We start from the raw sequence: 21,856 nt of genomic DNA, 5'->3' as shown, positions 1-21,856 counted from the left end.
CCGCCCGTGTGGGGCGACTTCTGCCCTCGCGCTCGCGGGCGACTTTCCCCGGCTGCCCTCCCGGCTCCGCTCTCAGTCGCGGCGGGGCCTTCCTGTGGGCGCAACCTCCGGGTACTCCTCCCGGTCACTGCCCCGTCAGTATACGTGGGCCGGGCCGGGAATGCATGGGTCAGGTGGCTCAGGGCAGGGGAGGGCGCTTCACCCCACCTCGACCAACCCCGCCGTCACGAAGGGGCGCAGCGTCTCCAGCGTCGTGCGGGGGGGCTGGCCGGTGCGCTCTAACAGGGTCTTGAGCGGCAGGCCCTCGGGGATCAGGCTCAGCGCTACGTACTGTCCCCGGGTGACGGGTTGTGCGTCCGTCCAGCGCGGGGTGAAGCGCAGGGGCCTGTTCCAGTCGGGAAACACGCGCAGCAGCGCCCCCCAGGCGTCCGTTTCCTCGATCAGGCGGCGCAGGGCAGCGTCACGGCGCAGGGCGAGAGTTCGCTCGGTGGGCACCACGTCGGGGGCGAAGGTGAACTGCCCGCCGTCCAGGCTGCTCAGCACTTGCAGGGCCGCGTCCCCCGTCAGCGCCCCGGCCCGCGCGTGGACGACCTCCCCCGGCTCCAGCCACAGCTCGCCGCCGCGCGGGTGGGCCACGCTGAACCGCCCGGCCCGCCCGCTGGAGAGCAGCATCTGCATGACGGGCATGAAGGGGAAGACTGCCAGGTCACCGCGCACCATATGGGGAGCAGTTTAAAGGGCACGTCAGGGGTTAAGAAAGAGTGGGGAAAGGGGGGGTGGAACGCTGGGCCGCCCGGACGCTGTCCCTCCGGCATACTGACGCTGCCTGTTCCAAGCCCTTTTGCCCCCCGGAGACCCCCATGACCGACCTCACCTCCCTGCGCCTCTCCTATACCCGCGCCGAACTGCGCCGCACCGACCTGAACCCCGACCCCCTGGCCCAATTCCAGGGCTGGCTGGACGAGGCCATCCGGGACGGCCTGCGCGAGCCCTACGCCCTGAGCCTCGCCACGGCGGACGCCTCGGGGCGTCCCAGCGTGCGGACGGTGCTGCTGCGCGGGGCGGACGAGCGCGGCCTGACCTTCTACACCAACTACGACTCTCACAAGGGCCGCGACCTGGCCGGGAACCCGCGGGCCGAGATGCTCTTTCACTGGGCCGACCACGAGCGCCAGGTGCGCGCCTCGGGCGAGGTCGAGCGCGTTTCTGACGAGGAGAGCGCCGCCTACTTCCACGCCCGGCCCTACCAGAGCCAGCTCGCCGCGCACGCCAGCGACCCGCAGAGCGCGCCCATCGAGAACCGGGGAGTGCTCGAAGCCCGCTTCGCCGAACTCCAGGCCCGCTACCCGGAGGGCACGCCCGTCCCCAAGCCTGACTACTGGGGCGGCTACCGGGTGCGCGTGGGGGAGTGGGAATTCTGGCAGGGCCGCCGCAACCGCATGCACGACCGTTTCCGCTATGCACGGGAGGGGGAGGGGTGGCGGATCGAACGGCTGATGCCGTAGGGGAGAGAAAGGAGACAGCCCGCGCTGAACGGGTTTTTGCCCCTCCCCCTTGAGGGGGAGGCTGGGAGGGGGTGAGCGGGCACGCCCTGCGGCGCGGTCAGTAGACGAGGCAAGCCATCTTGTAGGCGCTGCCGCTGGTCACACGCCCCATCACCCCAACCCTCTGCTTCGCAACTTTGCGAGTCCCCCACGCGGGGAGAGGGAGAAATAGCGTGGCATCACCCGCTTCCGGTGGGTGTACACCTTCCTTGCGGCAACCTCCCCGCCCCTGCTCGCGTACCGTGGGGCAAGGAGGACAATCTGGGCATGGACATCTATCTGCTGTGCCTGCTCGTGGGCGGTGGCCTGCTCGCCGCGTCGCTGCTCGGCGGGCACCACGGCGATCTGAACGCAGGTGATGGGGTGGGGCACGGGCCAGACCTGCACGACCTCGCCTCGTGGTTCTCGTTGCGCTCGCTGGTCAGCTTCGCGGCCTTTTTCGGGCTGGCGGGGGTGGTGGGCGGACTGGCGGGATTATCGGGACCGGGTCGCTTGACCGTGGCGCTCGTGACCGGGCTGGCGGTGGGGGCCTTGACCTCGCTCGCCTTCCGGGTGGCGCGCACCCGCGGCGAGGTGAGCGCGGCGGCGGGGCGAATGGCGGGCCGGACCGGGAAAGTGCTCGTGCCCCCCGCGCCAGGCCGTCCGGGCAAGGTCGCGCTGACGGTCGCCGGGCAGATCGAACATGTGCTGGCCCGCAGCGACGACCCCCTGCACGCCGGGGACCCAGTCATCGTCATCGGGACGCAGGGCGGCGTGCTGGACGTGAAAGCCTGGGACGGGCGCGTGGCGTGAGGCCCGGCCCGCAGGAAAGAAGGAGAACATCGTGGTACTCACCGGAACGCTGATCACCGCCGGGCTGATCCTGCTGGGGATCATCCTCCTCTTCATCCTCATTCAGAACTTCCTGATCGTGGTGCCGCCCAACCGGGTGCTCGTGATCTCGGGCCGCAGCCGCCACACCGAGGAGGGCGACGTGGTGGGTTACCGGGTCATCCGGGGCGGGCGGGCCTTCCGCATTCCGGTGCTGGAAAAGGTGTCGTGGATGGACCTCACGACCATTCCGCTCGACCTCAGCATCGAGAACGCCTACTCGAAGGGCGGCATTCCCCTCAAGATTCACGCCGTCGCCAACGTGAAGATCAACGCGCAGGAGCCGCAGCTCTCGAACGCCATTGAGCGTTTTCTGGAGGTGCCGCGCGAACAGCTCACGGCGATCGTCCGCGACACGCTGGAGGGCAACCTGCGCGGCGTGGTGGCGACCCTGACGCCCGAGGAGATCAACGAGGATCGCCTGCGCTTCGCCGAGGCCCTGATTGAGGAGGCCGAGCACGACACGAACAACCTCGGCATCAAACTCGACACGCTCAAGATTCAGAACGTGTCCGACGTGGGCGGCTACTTGAACGCCATTGGCCGCCGCAAGGCCGCCGAGGTGCTGAAGGAGGCCCGCATTGCGGAGGCCGAGCGTAACGCGGAGGCGACCCAGGCCGAGGCCCAGGCCCTGCAACGCAGCCAGGTTGCCCAGGCGATCAGCCAGCAGGCGATCCTGGAGGAGCAGAACAAGCTGGAGGTCCGCCGCACTGAGTTGAACGCCATCCAGCTCTCGCGTCAGAACGAGGCGGCCGTGCAGTCCGAACTCGCCAAGGTTCGCGCCACCCAGAACTTCGAGCAGGAGCAGGCCGCGCTGGAGGCCGCCCTGCGCCAGCGCCGCGCCGAGGCCCAGCGTCAGGCGCGAATCATTGAGGCGCAGCAGAACGCCGAGGCGTCCGAGGTGGAAGCCCAGGCGAGGCAGCGCGCGACCATCGCCCAGACCTCGTCCCAGCAGGCGATCCTGGAGCGCGAGAACGAGCTGCGCGTCCGCCGGGCCGAACTGGAGGCGGTCTCCGCCGCCCGCGAGAACGAGGCCAAAGTCACCGCCGAGCAGGCCCGCGTGGTCGCCGAGCAGCAACTGGAGCAGGAGCGCGTGACCCTCAACCAGAAGCGCCTGGAGGCCGACGTGGTGGCCCCCGCCCGTGCCCGCCGCGAGGCCGAACTCCTCGCCGCGCAGGCCGCCGCTGCCCCCATCATCGAGGAGGGCCGCGCCAAGGCGCAGGCGGTCAGCCTGATGGTCGAGGCCTTCCGCAATGCCGGGGCCGAGGGCGAGCGCGCCTACGTCCTGAACATGCTCCCCGACATCGTCGAGCAGTTCGCCAAGAGCGTGCAGGGCATGCAGATCGACAAGCTGACGGTGATCGACTCGGGCAACGGCCAGGCGACGAAGAGCGCCGTGCAGACCCTCCCCGCCAACATCATCGGCATGGTCGAGCAGGTCGAGAACGCGACGGGCGTGAACCTGCTCAGCCTGCTTCAGAACCGGGGCCAGCCCAGGGGGAACGGGGCGAGCGCGGTGCAGCCGCCGCAGGTGGTCGGAACGAAGACGGACGCCTGAATCCGCCTGCCGGGCGGACGCTCGCATAGCCGGGCGTCCGCCTCCTCTTTCCCGCGCCCATCCGCGCTACGTTGACCCCATGAGGGTGTCCAGATGAGGGTGCTGATCGTCGTCGCCACCGCCGGGGAGGCGGCCCGGCTCGCGGACCTGCCCGCCCGGGTGGTGGTGAGTGGCGTCGGGCCGGTCGCGGCGGCCCTCGCCACCGCACGCGCCCTGGCGCGGGAACCCTTCGACCTTGCCGTGAACGCGGGCATCGGCGGGGCCTATCCGGGCAGCGGCCTGATTCCGGGCGACCTCGCCGTGTCGAGCGTGATCGTGCAGGCCGACCTGGGCGCGCGGGACGGCGAACACTTCCTCGACCTCGCGGCGTTGGGGCTCTCCGTCCTGCCGGATGCTCCCCATGCCGGACTGTTCCCCGCCTGGGAGGGGGCGCGGGCCCTCGCTGAGCGCGTGGGGGCGGCGTGCGGCCCGGCCCTCACCCTGAATACCGTCACGGGGACGGTGGAGGGGGCCCTCGCCCTCATCCGGCGTTTTCCCAGCGTCCTGACCGAGGGGATGGAGGGGGCGGGGGTCGCTCACGCGGCCCTGCTCGCGGGCGTTCCGGTCCTGGAGGTGCGCGGGGTGAGCAACCCCGTCGGCCCCCGCGACCGCGCGAGCTGGCGCATCCCGGAGGCGCTCATGGCGACGCGGCGCGGGCTGGAGGGGCTGCTGGGCATCGGGTGAGGGACTGGGTTTGGGTTCCCGTCAACGCGAATCGTCCACGGGTCCCTGGGGGGTGAAGAGCGAGTCGCTCTGGGTATTGGTGTCCGTGTCGTCGTCAAGGTCGAGGGGCCTCCCCGCGTCCTCCCCGACCGCCTCAATGCGGAAGGCATACTCGGGGGCGAGGCCGTCCAGGTGGTCCTCCCGCACCGTCCAGAAGATGTCGCCGCGCACCTGGTTGTGGGCGTAACGCTTGGCGTCCAGCAAGTTGTCGAAATCACGCTCGAAGTGTTCGGCGGCGGCACCGGACTGCAACTCTATGGTCAGGCGGTAGGGCATCATGCCTCCTCTCCCGCGCAGCATGTGCCTTGTCGGAAGCCGGAGCGTGTGCCGACGCTGTCCTGATCTTCAGCGTCGGGTCATGAACGGCGGCCCCCTGCCTTAACTGTTCGGCGTGTCCGCCACCGGCTCGGGGAACTTGACGCTGACCGTCACGCTCGTGCCGACCGGCGTTCCCGGCTCTATATTCAGCCAGTGGCTCGCCAGCACGGGCGGGTTGGGCTGCGGGTCGATGGCGCGCACCAGCACCCGGCCCTGCGAGGGGACGAACAGGCACCAGCCCTCCGGCGTGGCGGAAAAGGCGCGCACGGGCAGGATGCTTTGCAGGGTCAGGTCCTTCCCGTCCGGCCAGTACTCGACAAGCAGGCAGGCGTGTTCGCGGCCCAGGTCGGCGGCGTCCAGGTCGAGCTGCACCTCGACGGCGTCGGCTTGGCCGGGCACCAGGTTCATCCAGCCTGGGACGACGGTGCGGCCGCTGGCGGCACTCTTGAACTGCGGGGGGGCGCTGGGAGCAGTCATGCGGACAGGGTAACGCAGGGACTACTCGTTCTGCCCTCGCGTCAGCGTACCCAGCAGCGCCCGCGTCGCCAGGTACCCCACCACGAAAAACAGCAGCGGCGTCAGGTTCACGCTAATCTCGGCGTCCTTTTCGGGGGTCAGGGCGTTCTGCCTGCGGTAGCGGATCATGCGTCCAGCCTACCCGGCCGGGCTCCTCCTCACCTTGAGGCTCGCTTGGGCCTTGGCGTGAGGGTCAGCATGGTGGGCGGCCCAACTCCGCGTTATGTTGAGCTGGATACCGAGTGCGCCGCCTGATCGCGGCCCCGCCTACGACGAGACCGGGAGGAGCCCCCTCCCCGAAAGGACCTGCCATGACCGCCCCCTCGCCCCTTGCCCCGACCGCCACTCCCACCACCATGAAGGCCCTCAGCAAGCAGGAAGCCCGCGCGGGGCTGTGGATGATCGAAACCCAGGTGCCCACACCTGGCCCGAACGACCTGCTGATCCGCATCAGGAACAGCTCCATCTGCGGCACGGATGTCCACATCTACAAGTGGGACGAGTGGGCGCAGAAGACGATTCCGGTCCCCATGGTCGTCGGTCACGAGTACGTCGGCGTGGTCGCCGGGATGGGCTCAGAGGTGCGCGGCTTCGAGATCGGCGACCGGGTGAGCGGCGAGGGCCACGTCACCTGCGGGCACTGCCGCAACTGCCGCGCCGGGCGCCGCCACCTCTGCCGCAACACGCTGGGCGTGGGGGTGAACCGCCCCGGAAGCTTTGCCGAATACCTCGTCCTGCCCGCCTTCAACGCCTTCAAGCTTCCCGCCGACATCCCCGACGAGATCGCCTCCATCTTCGACCCCTTCGGCAACGCGGTCCACACGGCGCTGACCTACGACCTGGTGGGCGAGGACGTGCTGATTACCGGAGCTGGGCCGATTGGTGTGATGGCCGCCGCTGTCGCCCGGCATGTGGGCGCACGGAATGTCGTGGTGACCGACGTGAACGACTACCGACTCGACCTCGCGCGCAGGATGGGGGCGACCCGGGCCGTCAACGTCGCCCACGAGGACCTCTGGGCCGTCGCGCAGGCCGAACTCGGCATGACCGAGGGCTTCGACGTGGGCCTGGAGATGAGCGGAAGCGGCGCGGCGCTGGCCCAGATGGTCCGCACGATGAACCACGGCGGCAAGGTGGCGATGCTGGGTATCCCCTCCGGGCACGTGGACATCGACTGGAACGACGTGATTTTCAAGATGCTGACGATCAAGGGCATCTACGGCCGCGAGATGTTCGAGACGTGGTACAAGATGACGGCCCTGATCCAGTCGGGCCTGGACCTCACGCCCGTCCTGACACACCGCTTCCCCATTGATGACTTCCAGAGGGGCTTTGACGCGATGCTGAGCGGGCAGAGCGGCAAGGTGATCCTGGACTGGGAGGCGGGGGCGTAGAAGTTGCTATGCTGACCCCCATGAGCGTGCAGAACGTGTGGTGGTGGCCCGGAAGTTGACCGGGTCATTGCCTCGTTCCTGCCCGCAGGCCGCGCCCGGAGTGATCTGGGCGCCTTTTCTTTTTTCCCTTTCGGAGGACATCATGACCAAGCCGCGCATCCTGACGGGCGACCGCCCCACCGGCCCCCTCCACATCGGACACTACGTCGGTTCGTTGCGAAACCGGGTCGCCTTGCAGCACGAGTACGAAACCTATGTTCTGCTCGCGGACGTACAGGCGTTGACCGACAATTTCGAGCATCCCCAGAAGGTGCGCGACAACGTGCTGGAGGTGGCGCTGGATTACCTCGCCGTCGGCCTGGACCCACGGGTGGCGACCTTCGTCATTCAGTCCCAGGTGCCCGAGATCGCCGAGCTGACCGTCTTCTACCTCAACCTCGTCACCGTGTCGCACCTGCGGCAGAACCCGACCGTCAAGACCGAGATCGCGCAGAAGGGGTACGGGGAGGCCGTTCCTGCCGGATTCTTCGTGTATCCCGTGTCGCAGGCGGCCGACATCACCGCGTTCGGGGCCAACCTCGTCCCTGTGGGAGACGATCAACTCCCGATGATCGAGCAGACGCGCGAGATCGTGCGCCGCTTCAATTACCTCTATGCCCCGGTACTCGTCGAGCCGCAGGCGTTAGTGGGGGAGACCGCGCGCCTGCCCGGACTGGATGGCCGTGCCAAGATGAGCAAGTCGCTCGGCAACGCGATCTTTCTCTCCGACAGCGCCGATGAGGTGGCCCGCAAGGTGCGCGGCATGTACACCGACCCGAACCACCTGCGGGTGGAGGACCCCGGCACGGTGGAGGGGAATCCCGTTTTCGCCTATCTCGACGCCTTCGACCCGGACAGGGAGCGGGTACAGGCGTTGAAGGAGCATTATCAACGGGGCGGCCTGGGTGACGTGAAGGTCAAGCGGCACCTGCTGGAGGTGCTGGAGGCGACCCTCGCGCCCATCCGTGCTCGCCGGGCCGAGTTCGCGCGGAACCGGGGAGCCGTAGAAGCCATGGTCCGGGAGGGCACTGGGCGGGGCCGGGAGGTAGCGGCCGCAACCATGCGGGCGGTGCGGCAGGCGATGCACCTGGACTACTTCACCCAGGCGCCCGGGCTTTCCCCCACCCCACCCGCCACAGCCTAGATGCACCCACGTTTCTTGAGTCCGGTCGTGTTAACCTGAGCGGTGGAGGTCGGGCCGCGCCCGCCGAACACGTCACCTATGGATTACTACGAACTGTTAAGTGTCTCGCGCACCGCGAGCGCCGAAGAGATCAAGAGTTCCTACCGCAAGCTGGCCCTGAAATTCCACCCCGACCGCAACAAGGAGCCGGGGGCCGCTGAGCAGTTCGCGCGCATCAACGAGGCGTACGCGGTCCTCAGCGACCCCGAGAAGCGTGCCCACTACGACCGCTTCGGCAGCGCGCCGGGCGCGGGGATGCCGGGGGGCGACCCCTTCGGCGGGATGGGCGGCGTGGGCTTCGACCCGATGGACATCTTCGAACAGCTCTTCGGTGGGCTGGGCGGGGCGCGCGGGGGTCGTCGGGGTCCGGCGCGCGGCGACGACATCGAGACCGAGGCGCGCGTGACGCTTCTCCAGGCCCGCGCGGGCGAGGAGATCGAGGTCGAGGTGGACCGCCTGACGACCTGCGAGCACTGCCACGGCAGCCGCACGGAGCCGGGCGGGAAGCCGCCCAAGACCTGCCCGACCTGTGGCGGCATGGGAGCGGTGCGCGCCCAGGCCCGCACGATCTTCGGCGTCGTGGAGACCCAGCAGCCCTGCCCGACCTGCCGTGGCGAGGGTCAGACCATCGAGGACCCCTGCACGGTCTGCAAGGGCCGGGGCCGCACGCTGAAGGCCGAGCGGGTCAGCGTCAAGCTCCCGCGTGGCATCGACGAGGGGTACCGCATCCGGGTGGCGGGCAAGGGGAACGAGGGGCCGGGCGGCAACGGCGACCTGTACGTGCATATCGAGATGGAGCCGCACCCCGACCTGCGCCGTGAGCAGGAACACCTGATTCACACGGCGAAGATAGGATTTGCCAAGGCCACATTAGGTGGCGAGGTCACGGTGCCCACCCTCGACGGCCCCCAGACGGTCGAGGTCAAACCCGGCACCCAGCATGGCGAACTCCACCGCCTGCGCGGCCAGGGCCTGCCCCGATTGCAGGGCGCCGGAGTGGGCGACCTGATCGTCGAGTACGAGATCGCGGTCCCCAAGCCCGGCCAGCTCACCCCCGAGGCCCGCGAGGCCCTGCACGCCTACGCCCGCGCCGTCGGTGACGAGGTGAACGAGCACCGCGAGGGCTTCCTGGGCAAGGTGGGCAAGATTTTCCGCGGCGAGTAAGGCGTTGAGAGGGGAGGGGGCGTGGCGAGGTGGGCCGCGCCCCCTCTTCCTTTAAAACCTCCGGACCAGCACGATCCCCACCACCACCAACGCGAGCCCCAATACCCGCCCCGGCGTCAGGGCGTGGTGCGGCAGACCCAGCCAGCCGAAATGTTCCATCACCCCCGCCGCCAGCAGTTGCCCCAGCACGGTCAGGCTGAACAGCGTGGCGGTGCCCAGGCGCGGGGCCAGCGCAGCGAGGCCCACCAGGTAGATCATCCCGAAGGCCCCGCCAATCCAGGTCCACCACGGCAGCCGCGCGCCCGCAAGCGCCGAGACGTGGCCGGGGCGCACGAGCAGGACGAAGGTGGTCAGCAGCAGCAGCGTGAGGATGACGCTGATCAGGGCGGCCCAGGTGGGATGCCCGGCCGCCAGCGCAAGGCGCGAGTTGGCGGCGGTCTGGAGGGGGACCGCGGTGCCCACGAGGATCGCCAGGAGCAGGAGAAGCCAGGCCACGGGTCATGCTACCTGTTCCCGGGCCCGGCGCTTCTGTCCCCACGCCGGAGACGGACGCACCCTTCAGCGCCGTGACAGTGACTCGCCGGGCCGGGTATGCTGCGGTGCGTTCGCCCCAGCGCGAGAAGTTCCACGCTCCCCTTTCCCGGAGGTTTCCCACCGTGACCGTGTCCCCCCGCCCCCAATTAGAGCGGCTGGCTCAGAGCCGCCGCCAGCCGCTGCTCGTGTTTGCCGGGCAGAGCAACCGCCCGCTCGCGCAGGCGATCTGCGACAACCTCGGCGTTTCCCTGGGCCACAGCAAGACTGAGAAGTTCACCAACGACAACCTGATCGTGCATTACGAGCAGTCGCTGCGCGAGGGCGACGTGTTCATCGTGCAGACCTTCTCCACGCCCGTCAGTGACGCGATCATGGAGCTGCTGCTGATGATCGACGCGGCCAAGAGCGCGTCGGCGGGGCGGGTCACGGCCGTTATCCCGTACTACTCGTACGCCCGCAGCGACAAGAAGGACAGCCCGCGCATCTCCATCGCCGCGCGCCTGGTCGCCGACCTCCTGCAGGAGGCGGGGGCCGACCGTGTCCTCACCATGACCCTGCATTCGCCGCAGGTCCACGGCTACTTCAAGGTGCCTGTCGATCACCTCTCGGCCGACCGGGTGCTCAGCCAGCACTTCAAGTCCTGTGTGCCGAACGCGCACGAGGGTGTGGTGCTCGCCCCCGACGCGGGCAGCATCAAGCGCGCCAGCCAGATCGCCCGCCGCCTCGACTCCGGCCTCGCGATGATCGACAAGGAACGGCTCTCGGACACCGAGGTTCGTCCCCGCGCCCTGATCGGTGAGGTGGAGGGCAAGACGGTCTTCATCGTGGACGACGAGATCAGCACCGCCGGGAGCCTCGTCGAGACGGTGAACATCGCCCGCAGCATGGGCGCCAAGGACGTGTATGTGGCCGTCACCCACGGCGTCTACACCGGCCCCGCCATCGAGCGTATCGCGACGCTGGACGTGACCCAGGTCGCCAGCACGAACACCGTGTACGTGCCACCCGAGAAGATCGCCGCCTCAAACGGCAAGCTCGCCGTCCTCGACGTGGCACCGCTCTTCGCCAACGCCATCGCCAACATCCACACGGGGGAAAGCGTCAGCACCCTGTTCGAGTAAGCGGGAGGCGGAAGGGGGAGGGCCGGAGCTGCACCCTCCCCCTCGTCGTTCTCTGGCCTCAGCGCAGCAATTTCAGCACGCCGCCATACAGGGCGATGAACTGACTGTCGTTCAGGGTGCGGGCGGCGTTCCAGGTCGCGCTGACGCAGTAGGTCTTCCCGGCCCTGTTCGTGAGCTGGGTCGTGAGGTTCAGCACCCCGCCCTCGCTGCCGCCCTTGTAGCTCACCCGGGCGAAGTCGGCGGGACTCGCCACACCGGGGTTCAGGGTCGTCTCGGGCAGGGCCGCCACGTCTGCCATCAGGGCGCAGAGCCGCTCGGTGCTCACGAACCATTCCACGTCGCGCGCCACCGGACCCTGGGCGAAGAGCGCGACGTTCGGGAGCGGTGCCGCGCCCGCCTGCGCGAGGACCCTCCTCCGCGCCTCCCGGTCCAGACCTGCCGAGCGGTAGGCGTGCAGCAGGCCAGGTTAGCGGGGTTTTTCAGGGCGAAGGCCTCGCGGGTGCTGGGCATCGCGGTCTGCCCCAGCTGCGCCTCCACCCCAGGGCGGCCCACCACACGGAGCAGCAGGTCGGTGGCGGTGTTGTCGCTATCCCGAATCATCCGCGCGGCGAGGTTCCGCAGGGTGTAGCGGCTGCCCACGGGGGCGTCCTGCAACGTGCCGCTGGGCAGGCTCCGGTCCGCGTCCGTCAGGGTCACCTCGTCCGTCCAGCGCCGCTCGCCGCGCCCCACCTGCGCCTGCAACTCGCCCAGGATCGCCAGCTTGAAGGTCGAGCCCACGGCCAGGGGTCGGGACGGGTTCAGGGCGGCCAGGGTCCGGCCCGTGTCCACCTCGCGCACGAGCAGGCTGACCTGGCCCGGTAGCGCGGCGAAGGCGGCCCGCGCCTCTTCCAGTGAGGAGAAGGTGACCTCCGGCGTGATGGTGAGCGCCGTGACGCGTCCCTGGGCATCCACCCGCAGCGACGTGACATTAAGGGCGCCGCGCTCGTAGATCACCTTCGGCACGTTCCCCGTCAGGTCCACCCGCACGAGGGCGCCGAACTGCTCCCGAATCGCCGAGAACTGCTCCCGGAGCTGCGCCTCGGGCACCGCCGCCAGGAACTCGGGGGCGAAGAGGGCGGGGTCCACCGTCTCCGGCTGGAATACCCGGGTCAGGGTCTGGAGGATGGTATCGCGTTCGGCCGGGCTGGGAGTCGTCCCCTGCGGAGCTGGACCCGGCACGGCCCCGAAGCCGGTCAGCCGTCCCTGAGCATCAAGCGAGGCCACCGTGATCAGCAGCGTCCCGCGCTCGTACACGGCGAGCGGGCGGCCCTCCAGCGTGTCCAGCCGCACTAAGGCGCCGTACGATTGACGGATGCCCGCGAGCTGCGCGGCGATGGTCGCAAAAGGCACTTGCGCGAGGAACTCGGGAGCGAACCACTCCGCCTGGGGCTGCTCGGCCCCCAGCAGGCGAGTGAGGGCCTCGGCCTGGGTGCGTACCTCACCGCTCTGAGCCGAGGCCGTGGCAAGCAGGGTCAGCGTCAGGGCAGTCAGCGGGTGGGCGCTCATACCCGACCGTATCAGAGAAAGGCTCGGAGGGAATCCGGGGACACGCGCCAGATCAAGTCGCCCGCCTCCCGACCGCCACGAACCCCTCCCGCGTCAGGAACAGGCCCCCCAGCGTGACCGCCGCCAGCAGCGTGAGCAGCAACCCCGCATGCCCGACGGCCAGGAACGTGAGCGGCACGAGGGCGGTCACGGCGAGGGGGAAGAGGTACGCGCGCCCCAGGACTATAACGCCGAAGGCCGCGCCGAGCAGTGCCCCGAGCGGGACGGCCACGACCGGGGGCAGATAGGCGGTCAGCACACCCCCGAGCGCGAACCCGACGCTCAACCCCAACACCGCGCCCGCCAGCCGCAGCGGGGGCAGGGGCAGGCGGCGCCGCCCCGCCCACAGCACGGCGAGCAGCGCGGCCAGCACGAGCGCGGGTGGCTGCACCAGGCCGATCTTGGCGAGCATCTCGCGCACGCTGCCCTGGGCAAACACGACCGCCACGTTCTGTGCGGTGATCACGTCCTGAAGCTGCCAGTGCAGGGTCTGTGGACCGCCGAACGCGGCGCGCTCCGTCGACGTTGGATACAGGCTGTACCGCTCGAACTTGGCGGGCCGGTTGGCCGTCACGGTGAGGTCGAGATTCCGCAGCGGCTCCCGGCGGTCGGCGAGGCGGTAGCTCCAGCCGCGCGAGCCCTGGTGCTGGTAGGTCACGTTCACGCGCACGGTCTGCCCGGCACCCACCACGCCCTCCCACACGCTGCCGCCCTGCAGGTCGCTCGCGCGGTAGGCCCGGCCGTTAACGGTCAGCCGAAAGCCGCTCAGGGTGCCGCTGCCGTACGGGAGGGGAAATACGAAGCGCACGGGGCTCGCCTTCTCGCGCGGGTTGGTGAAGGTGTAGTCGGCGGTGAAGGTCGCGTTGTAGTACGTGCCGCGCCCGCCCGCCGGGTTCACGAAGCGCAGGTCGGCGTGGGCGCGGGTGGTATCCAGCCCCAGGGGTTCTTCCGTTTGCAGGGTGAGGTCGCGGGTATAGACCAGATTGCGGCCCCGCCGCGTGAAGCCCTCGCGCAGGTCCTGCACGCTCTGGCCTCCGGCGCCGCTGAGATACGGCAGCAGCGTCTCCCAGCCGCCATTCAGGTTGAGCCGGGCATACACGTCGGCGGGGAGAACCAGCGTGCGCGTGTACGTCCGCGTCGTCAGCAGCGAGACGTGCGGCGCCGTCTGCACCGTCTCCCCGCCCGCCGGGTCCGCCGCATTGGCGTAGCGGGCGTTCAATTGCGCCCCCATCCGGGCGTCCACCGCCCGGCGCGTCACATAGGTAGCGAGCGCCCCCGCACCGACTGCGAGCGCCACCAATCCCCAACGGGTCAGGAAGGGCAGTCGGGCCCCCGCCCAGTTCAGCCCCGCCCGGAAGCGTTCGCGGTCCAGCAGGCCGACGAGCAGGAGCGCCAGCAGCAGCGCTCCCAGCGTGACGGCCAGCGGCACCGCCAGGGCCGCCAGCTGGAAGAGGGCGTCATACAGGGCATGGAGTGCGGTCTGAACCATAGAGACCTCCGGGAAGAGCAGCATTGAAGAGGTTGGTACTGATTAGAGTATGTACCTCAAAGGAGGTTCTTGCTCATCCACCTTTGGGTGGAGCGGATTCTGAGCGGGCACACGGCCCTATAGTAGATGGGATTATCAATCAATTGATTTTTTAAAGTATTTAGCGCAAAATGAGGCATGGCCTCCGCGCGCCCCGTCCTCTCCGCGTCCACCCACATCGGCCCGGTCACGCTCCTCGCCCGCGACCTGCCGCGACTGTCCACGTTCTATGCCCGGTTGCTGGGCCTCACCCTCATCTCGGAGGGAGAAGACCGCGTCACGCTGGGGGCGCACGGCACGCCGCTGCTGCACCTGGTTGCCCGACCGGACCTTCCCGCGCCCGCCGTGAGCCGTCCCGGCCTCTACCACATCGCCTTCCTGCTGCCGACCCGCGCCGACCTGGGGCGCTGGCTGACGCACGCGGCCACGCTGGGCCTGCGGCTGGGGACGGGCGACCACCTCGTCAGCGAGGCGATCTACCTGAATGATCCCGAGGGCAACGGCGTCGAGGTCTACCGCGACCGCCCCCGGAACGAGTGGACCTGGGAAAACGGCCTGGTGCGGATGGACACCCTGCCGGTGGACGTTCGGGGGGTGATGGCGGAGGCGGAGGGAACCCCGTTTGAGGGTGCACCCGCCGGAACCGCTGTCGGCCACGTTCACCTGAAGGTGGGGGACGCTGGCGAGGCCGCCCGCTTCTACTCGGACGCGCTCGGGCTGGACGTGGTATCGCACTTTCCGGGTGCGGCGTTCCTGTCCTGGGGCGGTTACCACCATCACCTCGGGCTGAACGAGTGGCACTCGCGCGGGCAGGGGTGGCCCACGTCTCAAGCGGCGGGCCTGGGCGGCATTGAGCTCATCACGCCTGAGCTGGAGCCGCTGCGGACACACCTCGCCGTCCGCGGCCTGTCCGTGGAGGATGGCGGTAATGCCCTCTCCTTCAATGACCCCTGGGGAAACCGGGTGACCGTCCGGGCGGGGGACTGACCCCTCTCACCCGCGCGGGCAGGGGTGGGCTGAAACTGGCCGTATGGTTCGCCCGTCCCTGTCCGCCCTGGCCCTGCTGGCCTGCGCCTCGCTGGCGGCGCCCGCTCCCGCCCCTCTGCGGCCCGCGCTGGTGCTGCTTCCCGGCGAGACGAGGCCGATCCTGCTGGGAGCGTGGGACGGCGGGCGGTGGCTTTCCCCGGCGGCCACAGTTCCGCGCCTGGGTGCCGACGACCGCTACCGAGTACAGGACCTGCGGGGTCAGGCGACCACAGTACGCGGCACTCGGGCGGCCTCCCTCGGCGTCCCCTGCGAGGACAGCTTTGATCTGGGGTTGAACCCCGCTACGGCTAGCCCCGCCTTCCGGGTCGTCACGACCGCCGCCACGAACACCCGCCCGCGCCCGGTCACCGTCCTCCCGACCTCCAACCAGGCTTACCGGGGGCTCGTCCGTGATGAACTGGTGCGCCGGGGTCTGAAGAATCCCCAGGTGGACCTGCTCGGCCTCACCCGCGCCGACCTCGACGGCGACGGGACGGATGAGGTGATTGTGGAGGCCGCTTATTACACCGGGCGGTCCGGCCTGTATCCCCCACCCGTCGGAGAGCCCGGCGACTACAGCCTGCTCCTGCTGCGCTCGGTGCGAAATGGGAAGGTCAAAACCACAGTCCTGGGCGCGTCGCTTGCCCCCCGCCTGCCCTACGACCCGGGGAGCGGCGCCCCCATGCCGATGGCGAGCTTCTACCGTCTGGCGGGGCTGGCCGACCTGAACGGCGACGGCCGAATGGAGGTTCTCACCTTCAGCTCGTACTACGAGGGCTTCAGCGTGACGGTGGGCGAGTGGACGCCGCAGGGGGGGCTGCGGCTGCGGCTGGAGACGGGGTGCGGGGCTTAGCCCTGCTGGGAACGGGAGGGAGGCGTACGCTGCGGCATGTTTCGGTGTGTCCTCCTGCCCGGCCTCCTCCTGGCGACGGTTGCCACTTTTGCTGAAAGAACGGCGTTCACGGTCTGGAAGGCGAATTGGGGCGAGGTCAGGGTATCGGGAGCAGGCGTGCGGACGTTGGGTGGTCTGGCACTTGACGGTGGAGTGCAGAGGTTGATGCCGCCCACTTCGTCCGTCTGGAGTCGGATGAGCACTGGGAAAAATTCACGCTGGCGGTCATGAAGGGCACGGGGCAGATTGAGGCTCAGCGGAGCTTACCCGGACCCTCCCCAACCGTCTGGGGCACGGTGCGTAGTCCCTGTGTGCAGCAAGTGCGGCTAACTTGCTACGCACTCGATTTGAAGACCGTCTGGGCGAGTCTCCCCGGTCTCTTCACACTCGTCACGCGAGATGCCTGCACGGCTTTTATAGCAGCAAAGCCCTCGCGCGAGATATGGCTGAACGTCATACGGGTTGACCTCAGGAGTGGGAAGCGGGTGATCTGGCCCATCTCCACCCTCGCTCCTGGGGAAACTGCGGAGGGGCGCAAGAACCTCTTCTACGACGGAAATTTCGAGGCGAGCACTCCGCATGAGCTTCCCGGCAATCGCATTCTGGCCGCTGTGGCATTCTCGTTCTTCGGATGGGCGCCCCGGTACGATGTGCTGGATGCCCGCACCGGTAGACGCCTCACGTCTCTGGACGCACAGAGCCTCAACACGCAGCACATGAGTTTTCCTGAAGTCAGCCGCGCGGGCATGTACCTCGCCGCTTACGGTAACAGCCTCCACATGTGGGAAACAGCCAGCGGGCGCAGATTGCTCTCACTGCAAGACCCCGCTTGGGCCAAAACGTTGCCACCGGGTAAGTGGACTGGCCCCTTCAACGTGTTGTTTGCCCCGGACGAGAAACAGATCGTGGTGCTGGTGGAGGACACACGCACGTCCCGGCAACGCGCCTTCGTCTACGCTCTCCCTACCGGGCGGCGCGTCACGTCCTTTCCCCTCACGGCCCGCTAGACTCGCCCTCATGAGCGAGGCGGTCGGGGTCGAGCGGGTGCGGGTGGGGGCGGAGGCGGAACTGCCCGAGGGCAGTCAGACGGCGGTGACAGTGGGCGGCGTGAGCGTGGTCGTCATCCGGTACGAGGGCCAGTTCTACGCGCTGCGAAACAACTGCACCCACAAGGATTACCCCCTCCTGGGAGGTGAGGTGAGCCTGGGCCGCATCACCTGCGAGAAGCACGGCGCCAAATTTGAGCTGGCGACCGGCAAGGCCAAGACCCTCCCCGCCGTGAAACCGGTGAGGATTTACCGAACGCTCGTCGAGGACGGCGAGGTCTACGTCCTGCCGCTTTGAACGGGCATATTCCGCTCAACCTGCCGCGGACCCGGGCCAGAACAAGGGGACGACCCCTATTTCCCCCTCTTTGTCAGCCGCCAGAGCGTCACGCCGTTGGAGATCAGCAGGAGGGCGCACAGGAGGGCAAAGGGAACGTTCCCCTGCTGCACGAAGCGGATGGTCAGAATGCCCCACCCGCACATCAGCGCGACCACCAGCCAGATGCGCCACGCGGGGGCGTTCACGGGTTCCTCCAGGTCTTCATGGGGCTAGCGTAGCGTTCCGGTGGGGGCGGAGGGTCCCGGGGAGGTCAGCACGGCCCGCACCGCCGCCTCCGCATTCAGGGTGCCCCGTCCACAGAGCTTGCGCGGGTCGGAGTCGCAGCGGCCAGTGGGAAAGGGAGTCGCCGTGCGGGTCAGCAGGTCACGCACCTGTGCGGGCGTCAGCGTGGGCTTCAGGCCGAAGAGCAGGCTCGCCACGCCCGCCGCGTGGGGGGCGGCGAAGCTCGTGCCGTTCGGGGACCGCTCCCCGCCCGGGCCGCTCACGCTGCTCGCCGGAATGCCGTGGCCGGGCTCGCCCCCTGGTGCGGCCAGCGCGACGCTCGTGCCCCAGTTCGCGTAGCTCGGGCGCTGTCCGCCCTGGGTCACGCTGGTCACCGTCAGCACGTTGCGGCACCCGGCAGGCGAGTAGCCCCGGGCGTCGGCCCCGTCATTCGCTGCCCCGGCCACCACAAGCGCCCCTCGTGCTGTCACCGCGTCCACCGCCGCCTGAATCCGCGTATCGCAACCTGTCAGCGGGATAAAGTCCGCGAACAGGCTGAGGTTGAGGACCCGCGCCGGGTTGAGGTTGAGGGGTGTGCCCGGCACGCTCAGCCCCGCCGCCCAGCGCAGCCCGTCCGCGAGGTCCTGCGGATCGACCATGCCGTCCGTGCCCGCCACCCGCACCTGCACCACCCGCGCCTGGGGGTTGATGCCCGCCATACCCCGCCCGTCGTGCGCCGCCCCGATCAGGTTCCCGATGACCTCCGCGTGGTAGGCGAACTCGCCCACGCCGCTCGCGTCGCGGTCGCGCCCATTCCCGTCCCCTGCCCGCGCCGGGTCGGAGACGAAGTCGTACCCGTTCACCACCCGGCCCGCCAGCTCCGGCGAATTGACGAAGCCGGTGTCCAGGACGGCGACCGTGACCCGCGCGCCCCGGCCCGTCCCCGCCAGTTGCGCCCACGCCCCCGGGGCCCGGATCGCCTGGAGGTTCCACTGCCGGGCGAAGAGGGGATCGGAGGGCCGGTAGCTCGTGGACGGTGTGCTGGGCGAGGGCGAGAGGGGCACGAGCGGCGGCAGCGGTGCGGATCGGGTGGGCAGGGGGGCCAGTTCGGGCAGGGGCGTTCCCGACGACGGGGGCAGCGCCGGGACGGGGATGATCTGCGGGGCGGCAAAGGCCCCCGCACCCACGAGGGCGGCGGTGAGGAGGACGGACGGCAGCGCCTTCATCACCGCAGTCTCGCGTGCCCGCCTGACGGGCGGCTGAGGAGGGGTTGGGGAAAGAGGACGGCTCTCCCACCGTTTAGCATGGGCGCCATGACTTCCCTTCCAACCAAACCGCGCACGGTGATCCTCACGGGTGCGTCAAGCGGCATTGGGCGGGCGGCGGCCCATGAACTCGCATCCAGAGGGTATCGGCTGGTGTTGGCGGCCCGCCGTGAGGCCGAACTCGCCGCCCTCGCGCGCGAACTCGACCCGTCCGGCTCGCGCGTGATCGCCGTCCCGACCGACGTGACGGACGACGCCTCTCGCCGCGCGCTCGTGGACGCGGCCCGCGAGCATTTCGGCCCTACCGACGTGCTGATCAACAACGCGGGCATCACGGTTGAGCGCGGCTGGTGGTGGGACGACCCCGATCCTCTGCGCGTGCTACGGGTGAACCTGGAGGCGCCGGTCGAACTCACGCGTCTGGTGCTGCCGGGGATGCGCTCACGTCGCGCGGGGCACATCGTCAACATTGGCTCGGTGGCGGGGCGGGCAGCCACTCACGGCATGTACTCGGCGAGCAAGTTCGGTCTGCGCGGCTTCTCGCTGGGCCTGCGCCGCGAGCTCCAGGGCAGCGGGGTGGAGGTCAGCCTCATTGCGCCCGGCTTCGTGAGGAGCGAGATGACCGCCTCGGCCCGCCTCCCCATGCCGGGGCCTGAGGTCGTCGCCCACGCGATTGCCGACGTGCTGGAGCATCCGCGCCGGGAGGTGATCGTGCCGCGCTTCTACGCGCTGCTCGCCGCACTGGAGCACCTGCTGCCCAGCCTGGGGGACCGGGTGGCCGCCCGGATCATCCGCCGCCGCTACGACCACCGGTAGGACGGACCAGGCGCCCCGAACCTGGCCGCTCTCCATCTCTCAGCGTTCGCTTCAGGCGGGCGGGCTGCCTCCCCCGGCCCGACTTCCGTAGACTGGACCGCAGATGAACGCGGCCAAGATCGGCTTCAAGGCGGTGCAACCCGCGCTGGAACGGGCGTTGCGGGCGGTAGACCACGCGGTCAGTGGGTACGTGCAGCCCCGGCGCGCCCGCGGCAAGCTGATCCTGCAACCCTACGTGGGCTGGGGCACGCCACAGTTCGTGGAGCTGACCGGCCGCGTGCTGCTGCCCCGCGCGCTCGCCCCGGCGAAAAAGGGCGACCCGCGCTGGCGCAATTTCCGCTCCATCCTGCGCCGCCTGCTCTCGCGTGAGGTGGGCGGGGTCAAAGTGACCGGCACGCTGGGGAGCGTCACGGCCAGCGGCGTCAGCGACAGCGACGGCTACTTCACCCTGACGTTCGCGCCGGGTGAAGGCGGTACACCCTTCGCGGGCGGCTGGCACGAGGCGAGCCTGACCATCGGGGGCCGCGAGGGCATCACCCGGGCGCGGGTGCAAGTGGTGGCCGGGGCGCGCTTCGGCATCATCAGCGACCTGGACGACACGGTGCTCCAGTCGGACGTGACCAGCTTGCCGCGCATGCTGGTGACCAGCCTGACCGGCAACGCCCGCACCCGGCTGCCCTTTCCGGGCGTGGGCGCGCTCTACCGGGCGATGGTCCGGGACGGCGAGCTTCGCAACCCGATCTTCTACGTCTCCAGCAGCCCCTGGAACTTCTTCGACCTGCTGTGGCAGTTCCTGGACTACCGCCGCATCCCGCTGGGTCCGCTCTTTTTACGAAACTGGGGCTTCGACCTGCTGGGCGGGCACGGCGGGTACAAGCACGGCGTTATCGAGCGCATCTTCACCCGTTTCCCCGACCTGAAGTTCGTCCTGGTCGGCGACAGCGGCGAGAAGGACCCCGAGATTTACGCCGAGGTCGTTCACCGCCACCCGGGCCGGGTGCTCGCCGTCTACATCCGCGACGTGGCGGGGGCTGCGCGCGACGAGGGTGTCCTTAAGCTCCGCGAGGAAGTCCGCAAGGCCGGTGTGGACCTCGTTCTGGCGGCGGACAGCCTGAACGCCGCCAGCCACGCAATGGCGATGGGGCTGATCACACCGGGCGAGTTGCGCAGCGTGCTGACGAGCGTGGCGCGGGCATACGCGACGTAAGGTTCAAGAGGCGTGGCCCTTTCTAAGGAACCAGGCTGGGGATAAAGAGGCGTTTGGTTTCCCTGCCATCCATGTTGTGGCTACTTACCCCTGGCCTCATCCTGCCCGGAGCTGTTAGGCCACATGACCCATCCTGAACACCCCCGGGGGCTGATAGAACGCCTCCTATGGTAAATAGGGCTGCCCTCGCCTCACCCGCGAGCTTGACCACCGCCCGCCTGCGGCTCGTTCCCTTGAATATTGAACATCTCGAGCACGTGATGGACGGACTGAGGCACGAAGTATTTATGCGTCTGACTGGAACCCACGGGAAGTTTACCCGTGACGACGTCGCGCGCTTCTTGGGCCGTGTGGTGGAGTCGGATGATCGCGCCGACTGGGCCATTCTCCGGACGTCAGACGGTACGTACCTTGGCGAAGTGGTGCTCAACGCTCTGGATCAGAACAACAGCAGCATGAGTTTCCGCATCGCGTTGAATGACCCAGCCCAGGTGGGCCAGGGCTACGGCATCGAGGCGACTCGCGCCGCCGTTCAGTACGGCTTTGGCATGGTGGGTTTGCACCGCATCAGCCTGGGCGTATACGCCTTTAATCCTCGTGCTCGGCACGTGTACGAAAAATGCGGTTTTGTCCATGAGGGTATTGAGCGCGACGCCCTGTACTGGCAGGGCGAATGGGTGGATCAACACCGCATGTCGATACTGAGTACCGATCCCCGCCCGCAAGAAGGATAGTTCAAAGATAACGCCGCCCCTCCATTCTTAGGACGATTTCCAATGGAGCCGGGCTCGGGTAGTGCGCAACACCTGTTGTTGCAGGAGCTTCGGATTTTACAAATAACATCATCAATGTGGTGATCGATGAAATGCGGTGGGGTTGGCATGGGTGACGGTGGACGCCCAAGGAAGATCAGAAGAAACTCCGACAATTGAAGAGGCGGGCCAGAGG

The 21,856-nt window shown here is 68.9% G+C and carries 25 protein-coding genes; 15 read left to right on the top strand and 10 right to left on the bottom strand.

Features of this window, described 5'->3' with window-relative positions:
• Nucleotides 1-198: 198 nt before the first annotated feature.
• Complete coding sequence (locus tag F784_RS0118230) at nucleotides 199-720, bottom strand: DUF4388 domain-containing protein (protein WP_019588170.1); 522 nt, start codon at nucleotides 718-720, stop codon at nucleotides 199-201.
• Nucleotides 721-860: 140 nt separating this feature from the next.
• Here F784_RS0118230 and pdxH point away from each other — a divergent pair, with 140 nt between their 5' ends.
• The 4 genes from pdxH (at nucleotide 861) to mqnB (ending at nucleotide 4,695) form a co-directional block, all read left to right on the top strand.
• Nucleotides 861-1,505 carry a pyridoxamine 5'-phosphate oxidase gene (pdxH, locus tag F784_RS0118225; RefSeq protein ID WP_019588169.1) on the top strand — a complete coding sequence of 215 codons (645 nt, stop codon included), beginning with the start codon at nucleotides 861-863 and terminating at the stop codon, nucleotides 1,503-1,505.
• Between the two features lie 306 nt (nucleotides 1,506-1,811).
• Nucleotides 1,812-2,336, top strand: coding sequence for an NfeD family protein (locus F784_RS0118215; protein WP_019588168.1), 525 nt, complete (start codon nucleotides 1,812-1,814; stop codon nucleotides 2,334-2,336).
• A 31-nt stretch (nucleotides 2,337-2,367) separates the two neighbouring features.
• Complete coding sequence (locus tag F784_RS0118210) at nucleotides 2,368-3,972, top strand: SPFH domain-containing protein (RefSeq protein ID WP_019588167.1); 1,605 nt, start codon at nucleotides 2,368-2,370, stop codon at nucleotides 3,970-3,972.
• A gap of 93 nt (nucleotides 3,973-4,065) precedes the next feature.
• The gene (mqnB, locus tag F784_RS0118205) at nucleotides 4,066-4,695 is read left to right on the top strand and encodes a futalosine hydrolase (protein ID WP_019588166.1); all 630 of its coding nucleotides are present in this window, start codon (nucleotides 4,066-4,068) and stop codon (nucleotides 4,693-4,695) included.
• 21 nt (nucleotides 4,696-4,716) lie between these two features.
• On the opposite strand, the gene F784_RS0118200 is transcribed toward mqnB, so the two are convergent.
• The 3 genes from F784_RS0118200 to F784_RS26670 all read right to left on the bottom strand — a co-directional run bounded on the left by F784_RS0118200 (nucleotide 4,717) and on the right by F784_RS26670 (nucleotide 5,697).
• Nucleotides 4,717-5,013 (bottom strand): hypothetical protein, encoded by a 297-nt coding sequence (locus F784_RS0118200; protein WP_019588165.1) that lies wholly within the window; start codon nucleotides 5,011-5,013, stop codon nucleotides 4,717-4,719.
• A gap of 99 nt (nucleotides 5,014-5,112) precedes the next feature.
• A complete protein-coding gene (locus tag F784_RS0118195; RefSeq protein WP_019588164.1) occupies nucleotides 5,113-5,529 on the bottom strand; it encodes a hypothetical protein in 417 nt (138 codons plus the stop codon).
• A 21-nt stretch (nucleotides 5,530-5,550) separates the two neighbouring features.
• Complete coding sequence (locus tag F784_RS26670) at nucleotides 5,551-5,697, bottom strand: hypothetical protein (RefSeq protein WP_019588163.1); 147 nt, start codon at nucleotides 5,695-5,697, stop codon at nucleotides 5,551-5,553.
• Nucleotides 5,698-5,924: 227 nt separating this feature from the next.
• Here F784_RS26670 and tdh point away from each other — a divergent pair, with 227 nt between their 5' ends.
• The 3 genes from tdh to dnaJ all read left to right on the top strand — a co-directional run bounded on the left by tdh (nucleotide 5,925) and on the right by dnaJ (nucleotide 9,348).
• A complete protein-coding gene (tdh, locus tag F784_RS0118185) occupies nucleotides 5,925-6,962 on the top strand; it encodes an L-threonine 3-dehydrogenase (RefSeq protein ID WP_026332576.1) in 1,038 nt (345 codons plus the stop codon).
• A gap of 142 nt (nucleotides 6,963-7,104) precedes the next feature.
• Complete coding sequence (gene trpS / locus F784_RS0118180; RefSeq protein WP_019588161.1) at nucleotides 7,105-8,145, top strand: tryptophan--tRNA ligase; 1,041 nt, start codon at nucleotides 7,105-7,107, stop codon at nucleotides 8,143-8,145.
• Between the two features lie 78 nt (nucleotides 8,146-8,223).
• Nucleotides 8,224-9,348: a molecular chaperone DnaJ gene (dnaJ, locus tag F784_RS0118175; RefSeq protein WP_019588160.1), complete on the top strand. Its 1,125-nt coding sequence runs from the start codon at nucleotides 8,224-8,226 to the stop codon at nucleotides 9,346-9,348.
• Between the two features lie 51 nt (nucleotides 9,349-9,399).
• On the opposite strand, the gene F784_RS0118170 is transcribed toward dnaJ, so the two are convergent.
• Entirely contained in the window at nucleotides 9,400-9,843 is a 444-nt protein-coding gene (locus tag F784_RS0118170) for a DMT family transporter (RefSeq protein ID WP_019588159.1), read from the bottom strand.
• 161 nt (nucleotides 9,844-10,004) lie between these two features.
• Here F784_RS0118170 and F784_RS0118165 point away from each other — a divergent pair, with 161 nt between their 5' ends.
• Nucleotides 10,005-11,003: a ribose-phosphate diphosphokinase gene (locus F784_RS0118165; RefSeq protein WP_019588158.1), complete on the top strand. Its 999-nt coding sequence runs from the start codon at nucleotides 10,005-10,007 to the stop codon at nucleotides 11,001-11,003.
• A 58-nt stretch (nucleotides 11,004-11,061) separates the two neighbouring features.
• Here the strand turns inward: F784_RS0118165 and F784_RS27340 are convergent, their stop codons facing one another.
• From F784_RS27340 to F784_RS0118155, 3 genes are read right to left on the bottom strand one after another with little or no spacing between them, the layout of a single operon-like run.
• Nucleotides 11,062-11,340 (bottom strand): serine hydrolase, encoded by a 279-nt coding sequence (locus F784_RS27340; protein ID WP_245557944.1) that lies wholly within the window; start codon nucleotides 11,338-11,340, stop codon nucleotides 11,062-11,064.
• Nucleotides 11,325-12,548 carry a serine hydrolase gene (locus F784_RS23775; protein ID WP_051087003.1) on the bottom strand — a complete coding sequence of 408 codons (1,224 nt, stop codon included), beginning with the start codon at nucleotides 12,546-12,548 and terminating at the stop codon, nucleotides 11,325-11,327. The genes F784_RS27340 and F784_RS23775 overlap by 16 nt, the downstream gene beginning before the upstream one ends.
• Nucleotides 12,549-12,600: 52 nt before the next feature.
• Complete coding sequence (locus tag F784_RS0118155) at nucleotides 12,601-14,076, bottom strand: hypothetical protein (protein ID WP_040383539.1); 1,476 nt, start codon at nucleotides 14,074-14,076, stop codon at nucleotides 12,601-12,603.
• A 177-nt stretch (nucleotides 14,077-14,253) separates the two neighbouring features.
• Here F784_RS0118155 and F784_RS0118150 point away from each other — a divergent pair, with 177 nt between their 5' ends.
• The 4 genes from F784_RS0118150 (at nucleotide 14,254) to F784_RS0118135 (ending at nucleotide 17,377) form a co-directional block, all read left to right on the top strand.
• The gene (locus F784_RS0118150; RefSeq protein ID WP_019588156.1) at nucleotides 14,254-15,102 is read left to right on the top strand and encodes a VOC family protein; all 849 of its coding nucleotides are present in this window, start codon (nucleotides 14,254-14,256) and stop codon (nucleotides 15,100-15,102) included.
• A gap of 43 nt (nucleotides 15,103-15,145) precedes the next feature.
• Nucleotides 15,146-15,994, top strand: a complete 849-nt coding sequence (locus tag F784_RS0118145; protein ID WP_019588155.1) for a hypothetical protein — start codon at nucleotides 15,146-15,148, stop codon at nucleotides 15,992-15,994.
• 524 nt (nucleotides 15,995-16,518) lie between these two features.
• Nucleotides 16,519-17,040, top strand: a complete 522-nt coding sequence (locus F784_RS0118140) for a hypothetical protein (RefSeq protein WP_019588154.1) — start codon at nucleotides 16,519-16,521, stop codon at nucleotides 17,038-17,040.
• Nucleotides 17,041-17,050: 10 nt separating this feature from the next.
• Nucleotides 17,051-17,377 carry a non-heme iron oxygenase ferredoxin subunit gene (locus tag F784_RS0118135; RefSeq protein ID WP_019588153.1) on the top strand — a complete coding sequence of 109 codons (327 nt, stop codon included), beginning with the start codon at nucleotides 17,051-17,053 and terminating at the stop codon, nucleotides 17,375-17,377.
• A 56-nt stretch (nucleotides 17,378-17,433) separates the two neighbouring features.
• Here F784_RS0118135 and F784_RS26665 read toward each other — a convergent pair whose 3' ends face one another.
• Together F784_RS26665 and F784_RS0118125 are read right to left on the bottom strand one after the other, a co-directional pair.
• A complete protein-coding gene (locus F784_RS26665; RefSeq protein WP_019588152.1) occupies nucleotides 17,434-17,604 on the bottom strand; it encodes a hypothetical protein in 171 nt (56 codons plus the stop codon).
• Nucleotides 17,605-17,628: 24 nt separating this feature from the next.
• On the bottom strand, nucleotides 17,629-18,846 hold the full coding sequence (locus F784_RS0118125) for a S8 family serine peptidase (protein WP_019588151.1): 1,218 nt from the start codon (nucleotides 18,844-18,846) through the stop codon (nucleotides 17,629-17,631).
• Between the two features lie 87 nt (nucleotides 18,847-18,933).
• Here F784_RS0118125 and F784_RS0118120 point away from each other — a divergent pair, with 87 nt between their 5' ends.
• The 3 genes from F784_RS0118120 to F784_RS0118110 all read left to right on the top strand — a co-directional run bounded on the left by F784_RS0118120 (nucleotide 18,934) and on the right by F784_RS0118110 (nucleotide 21,642).
• On the top strand, nucleotides 18,934-19,701 hold the full coding sequence (locus F784_RS0118120; protein WP_026332574.1) for an SDR family NAD(P)-dependent oxidoreductase: 768 nt from the start codon (nucleotides 18,934-18,936) through the stop codon (nucleotides 19,699-19,701).
• A gap of 103 nt (nucleotides 19,702-19,804) precedes the next feature.
• Nucleotides 19,805-20,908 carry an App1 family protein phosphatidate phosphatase gene (locus F784_RS0118115; RefSeq protein WP_019588149.1) on the top strand — a complete coding sequence of 368 codons (1,104 nt, stop codon included), beginning with the start codon at nucleotides 19,805-19,807 and terminating at the stop codon, nucleotides 20,906-20,908.
• Between the two features lie 203 nt (nucleotides 20,909-21,111).
• Nucleotides 21,112-21,642, top strand: coding sequence for a GNAT family N-acetyltransferase (locus F784_RS0118110; protein WP_245557942.1), 531 nt, complete (start codon nucleotides 21,112-21,114; stop codon nucleotides 21,640-21,642).
• Nucleotides 21,643-21,856 lie beyond the last annotated feature (214 nt).

Source organism: Deinococcus apachensis DSM 19763, from assembly GCF_000381345.1.
GTDB classification, from domain to species: Bacteria; Deinococcota; Deinococci; order Deinococcales; family Deinococcaceae; genus Deinococcus; species Deinococcus apachensis.
This window is presented reverse-complemented; position numbering and strand designations above follow the sequence as displayed.

Bases quoted from the DNA above. Each gene is read 5' to 3' on its own strand.
- F784_RS0118125 (WP_019588151.1), bottom strand. From the start codon at position 18,846: ATGAAGGCGCTGCCGTCCGTCCTCCTCACCGCCGCCCTCGTGGGTGCG.
- F784_RS0118155 (WP_040383539.1), bottom strand. From the start codon at position 14,076: ATGGTTCAGACCGCACTCCATGCCCTGTATGACGCCCTCTTCCAGCTG.
- F784_RS0118230 (WP_019588170.1), bottom strand. From the start codon at position 720: ATGGTGCGCGGTGACCTGGCAGTCTTCCCCTTCATGCCCGTCATGCAG.
- F784_RS0118135 (WP_019588153.1), top strand. From the start codon at position 17,051: ATGAGCGAGGCGGTCGGGGTCGAGCGGGTGCGGGTGGGGGCGGAGGCG.
- mqnB (WP_019588166.1), top strand. From the start codon at position 4,066: ATGAGGGTGCTGATCGTCGTCGCCACCGCCGGGGAGGCGGCCCGGCTC.
- tdh (WP_026332576.1), top strand. From the start codon at position 5,925: ATGAAGGCCCTCAGCAAGCAGGAAGCCCGCGCGGGGCTGTGGATGATC.
- pdxH (WP_019588169.1), top strand. From the start codon at position 861: ATGACCGACCTCACCTCCCTGCGCCTCTCCTATACCCGCGCCGAACTG.
- F784_RS23775 (WP_051087003.1), bottom strand. From the start codon at position 12,548: ATGAGCGCCCACCCGCTGACTGCCCTGACGCTGACCCTGCTTGCCACG.
- F784_RS0118120 (WP_026332574.1), top strand. From the start codon at position 18,934: ATGACTTCCCTTCCAACCAAACCGCGCACGGTGATCCTCACGGGTGCG.
- trpS (WP_019588161.1), top strand. From the start codon at position 7,105: ATGACCAAGCCGCGCATCCTGACGGGCGACCGCCCCACCGGCCCCCTC.
- dnaJ (WP_019588160.1), top strand. From the start codon at position 8,224: ATGGATTACTACGAACTGTTAAGTGTCTCGCGCACCGCGAGCGCCGAA.
- F784_RS0118200 (WP_019588165.1), bottom strand. From the start codon at position 5,013: ATGATGCCCTACCGCCTGACCATAGAGTTGCAGTCCGGTGCCGCCGCC.
- F784_RS0118115 (WP_019588149.1), top strand. From the start codon at position 19,805: ATGAACGCGGCCAAGATCGGCTTCAAGGCGGTGCAACCCGCGCTGGAA.
- F784_RS26670 (WP_019588163.1), bottom strand. From the start codon at position 5,697: ATGATCCGCTACCGCAGGCAGAACGCCCTGACCCCCGAAAAGGACGCC.
- F784_RS0118150 (WP_019588156.1), top strand. From the start codon at position 14,254: ATGGCCTCCGCGCGCCCCGTCCTCTCCGCGTCCACCCACATCGGCCCG.
- F784_RS0118145 (WP_019588155.1), top strand. From the start codon at position 15,146: ATGGTTCGCCCGTCCCTGTCCGCCCTGGCCCTGCTGGCCTGCGCCTCG.
- F784_RS0118215 (WP_019588168.1), top strand. From the start codon at position 1,812: ATGGACATCTATCTGCTGTGCCTGCTCGTGGGCGGTGGCCTGCTCGCC.
- F784_RS0118195 (WP_019588164.1), bottom strand. From the start codon at position 5,529: ATGACTGCTCCCAGCGCCCCCCCGCAGTTCAAGAGTGCCGCCAGCGGC.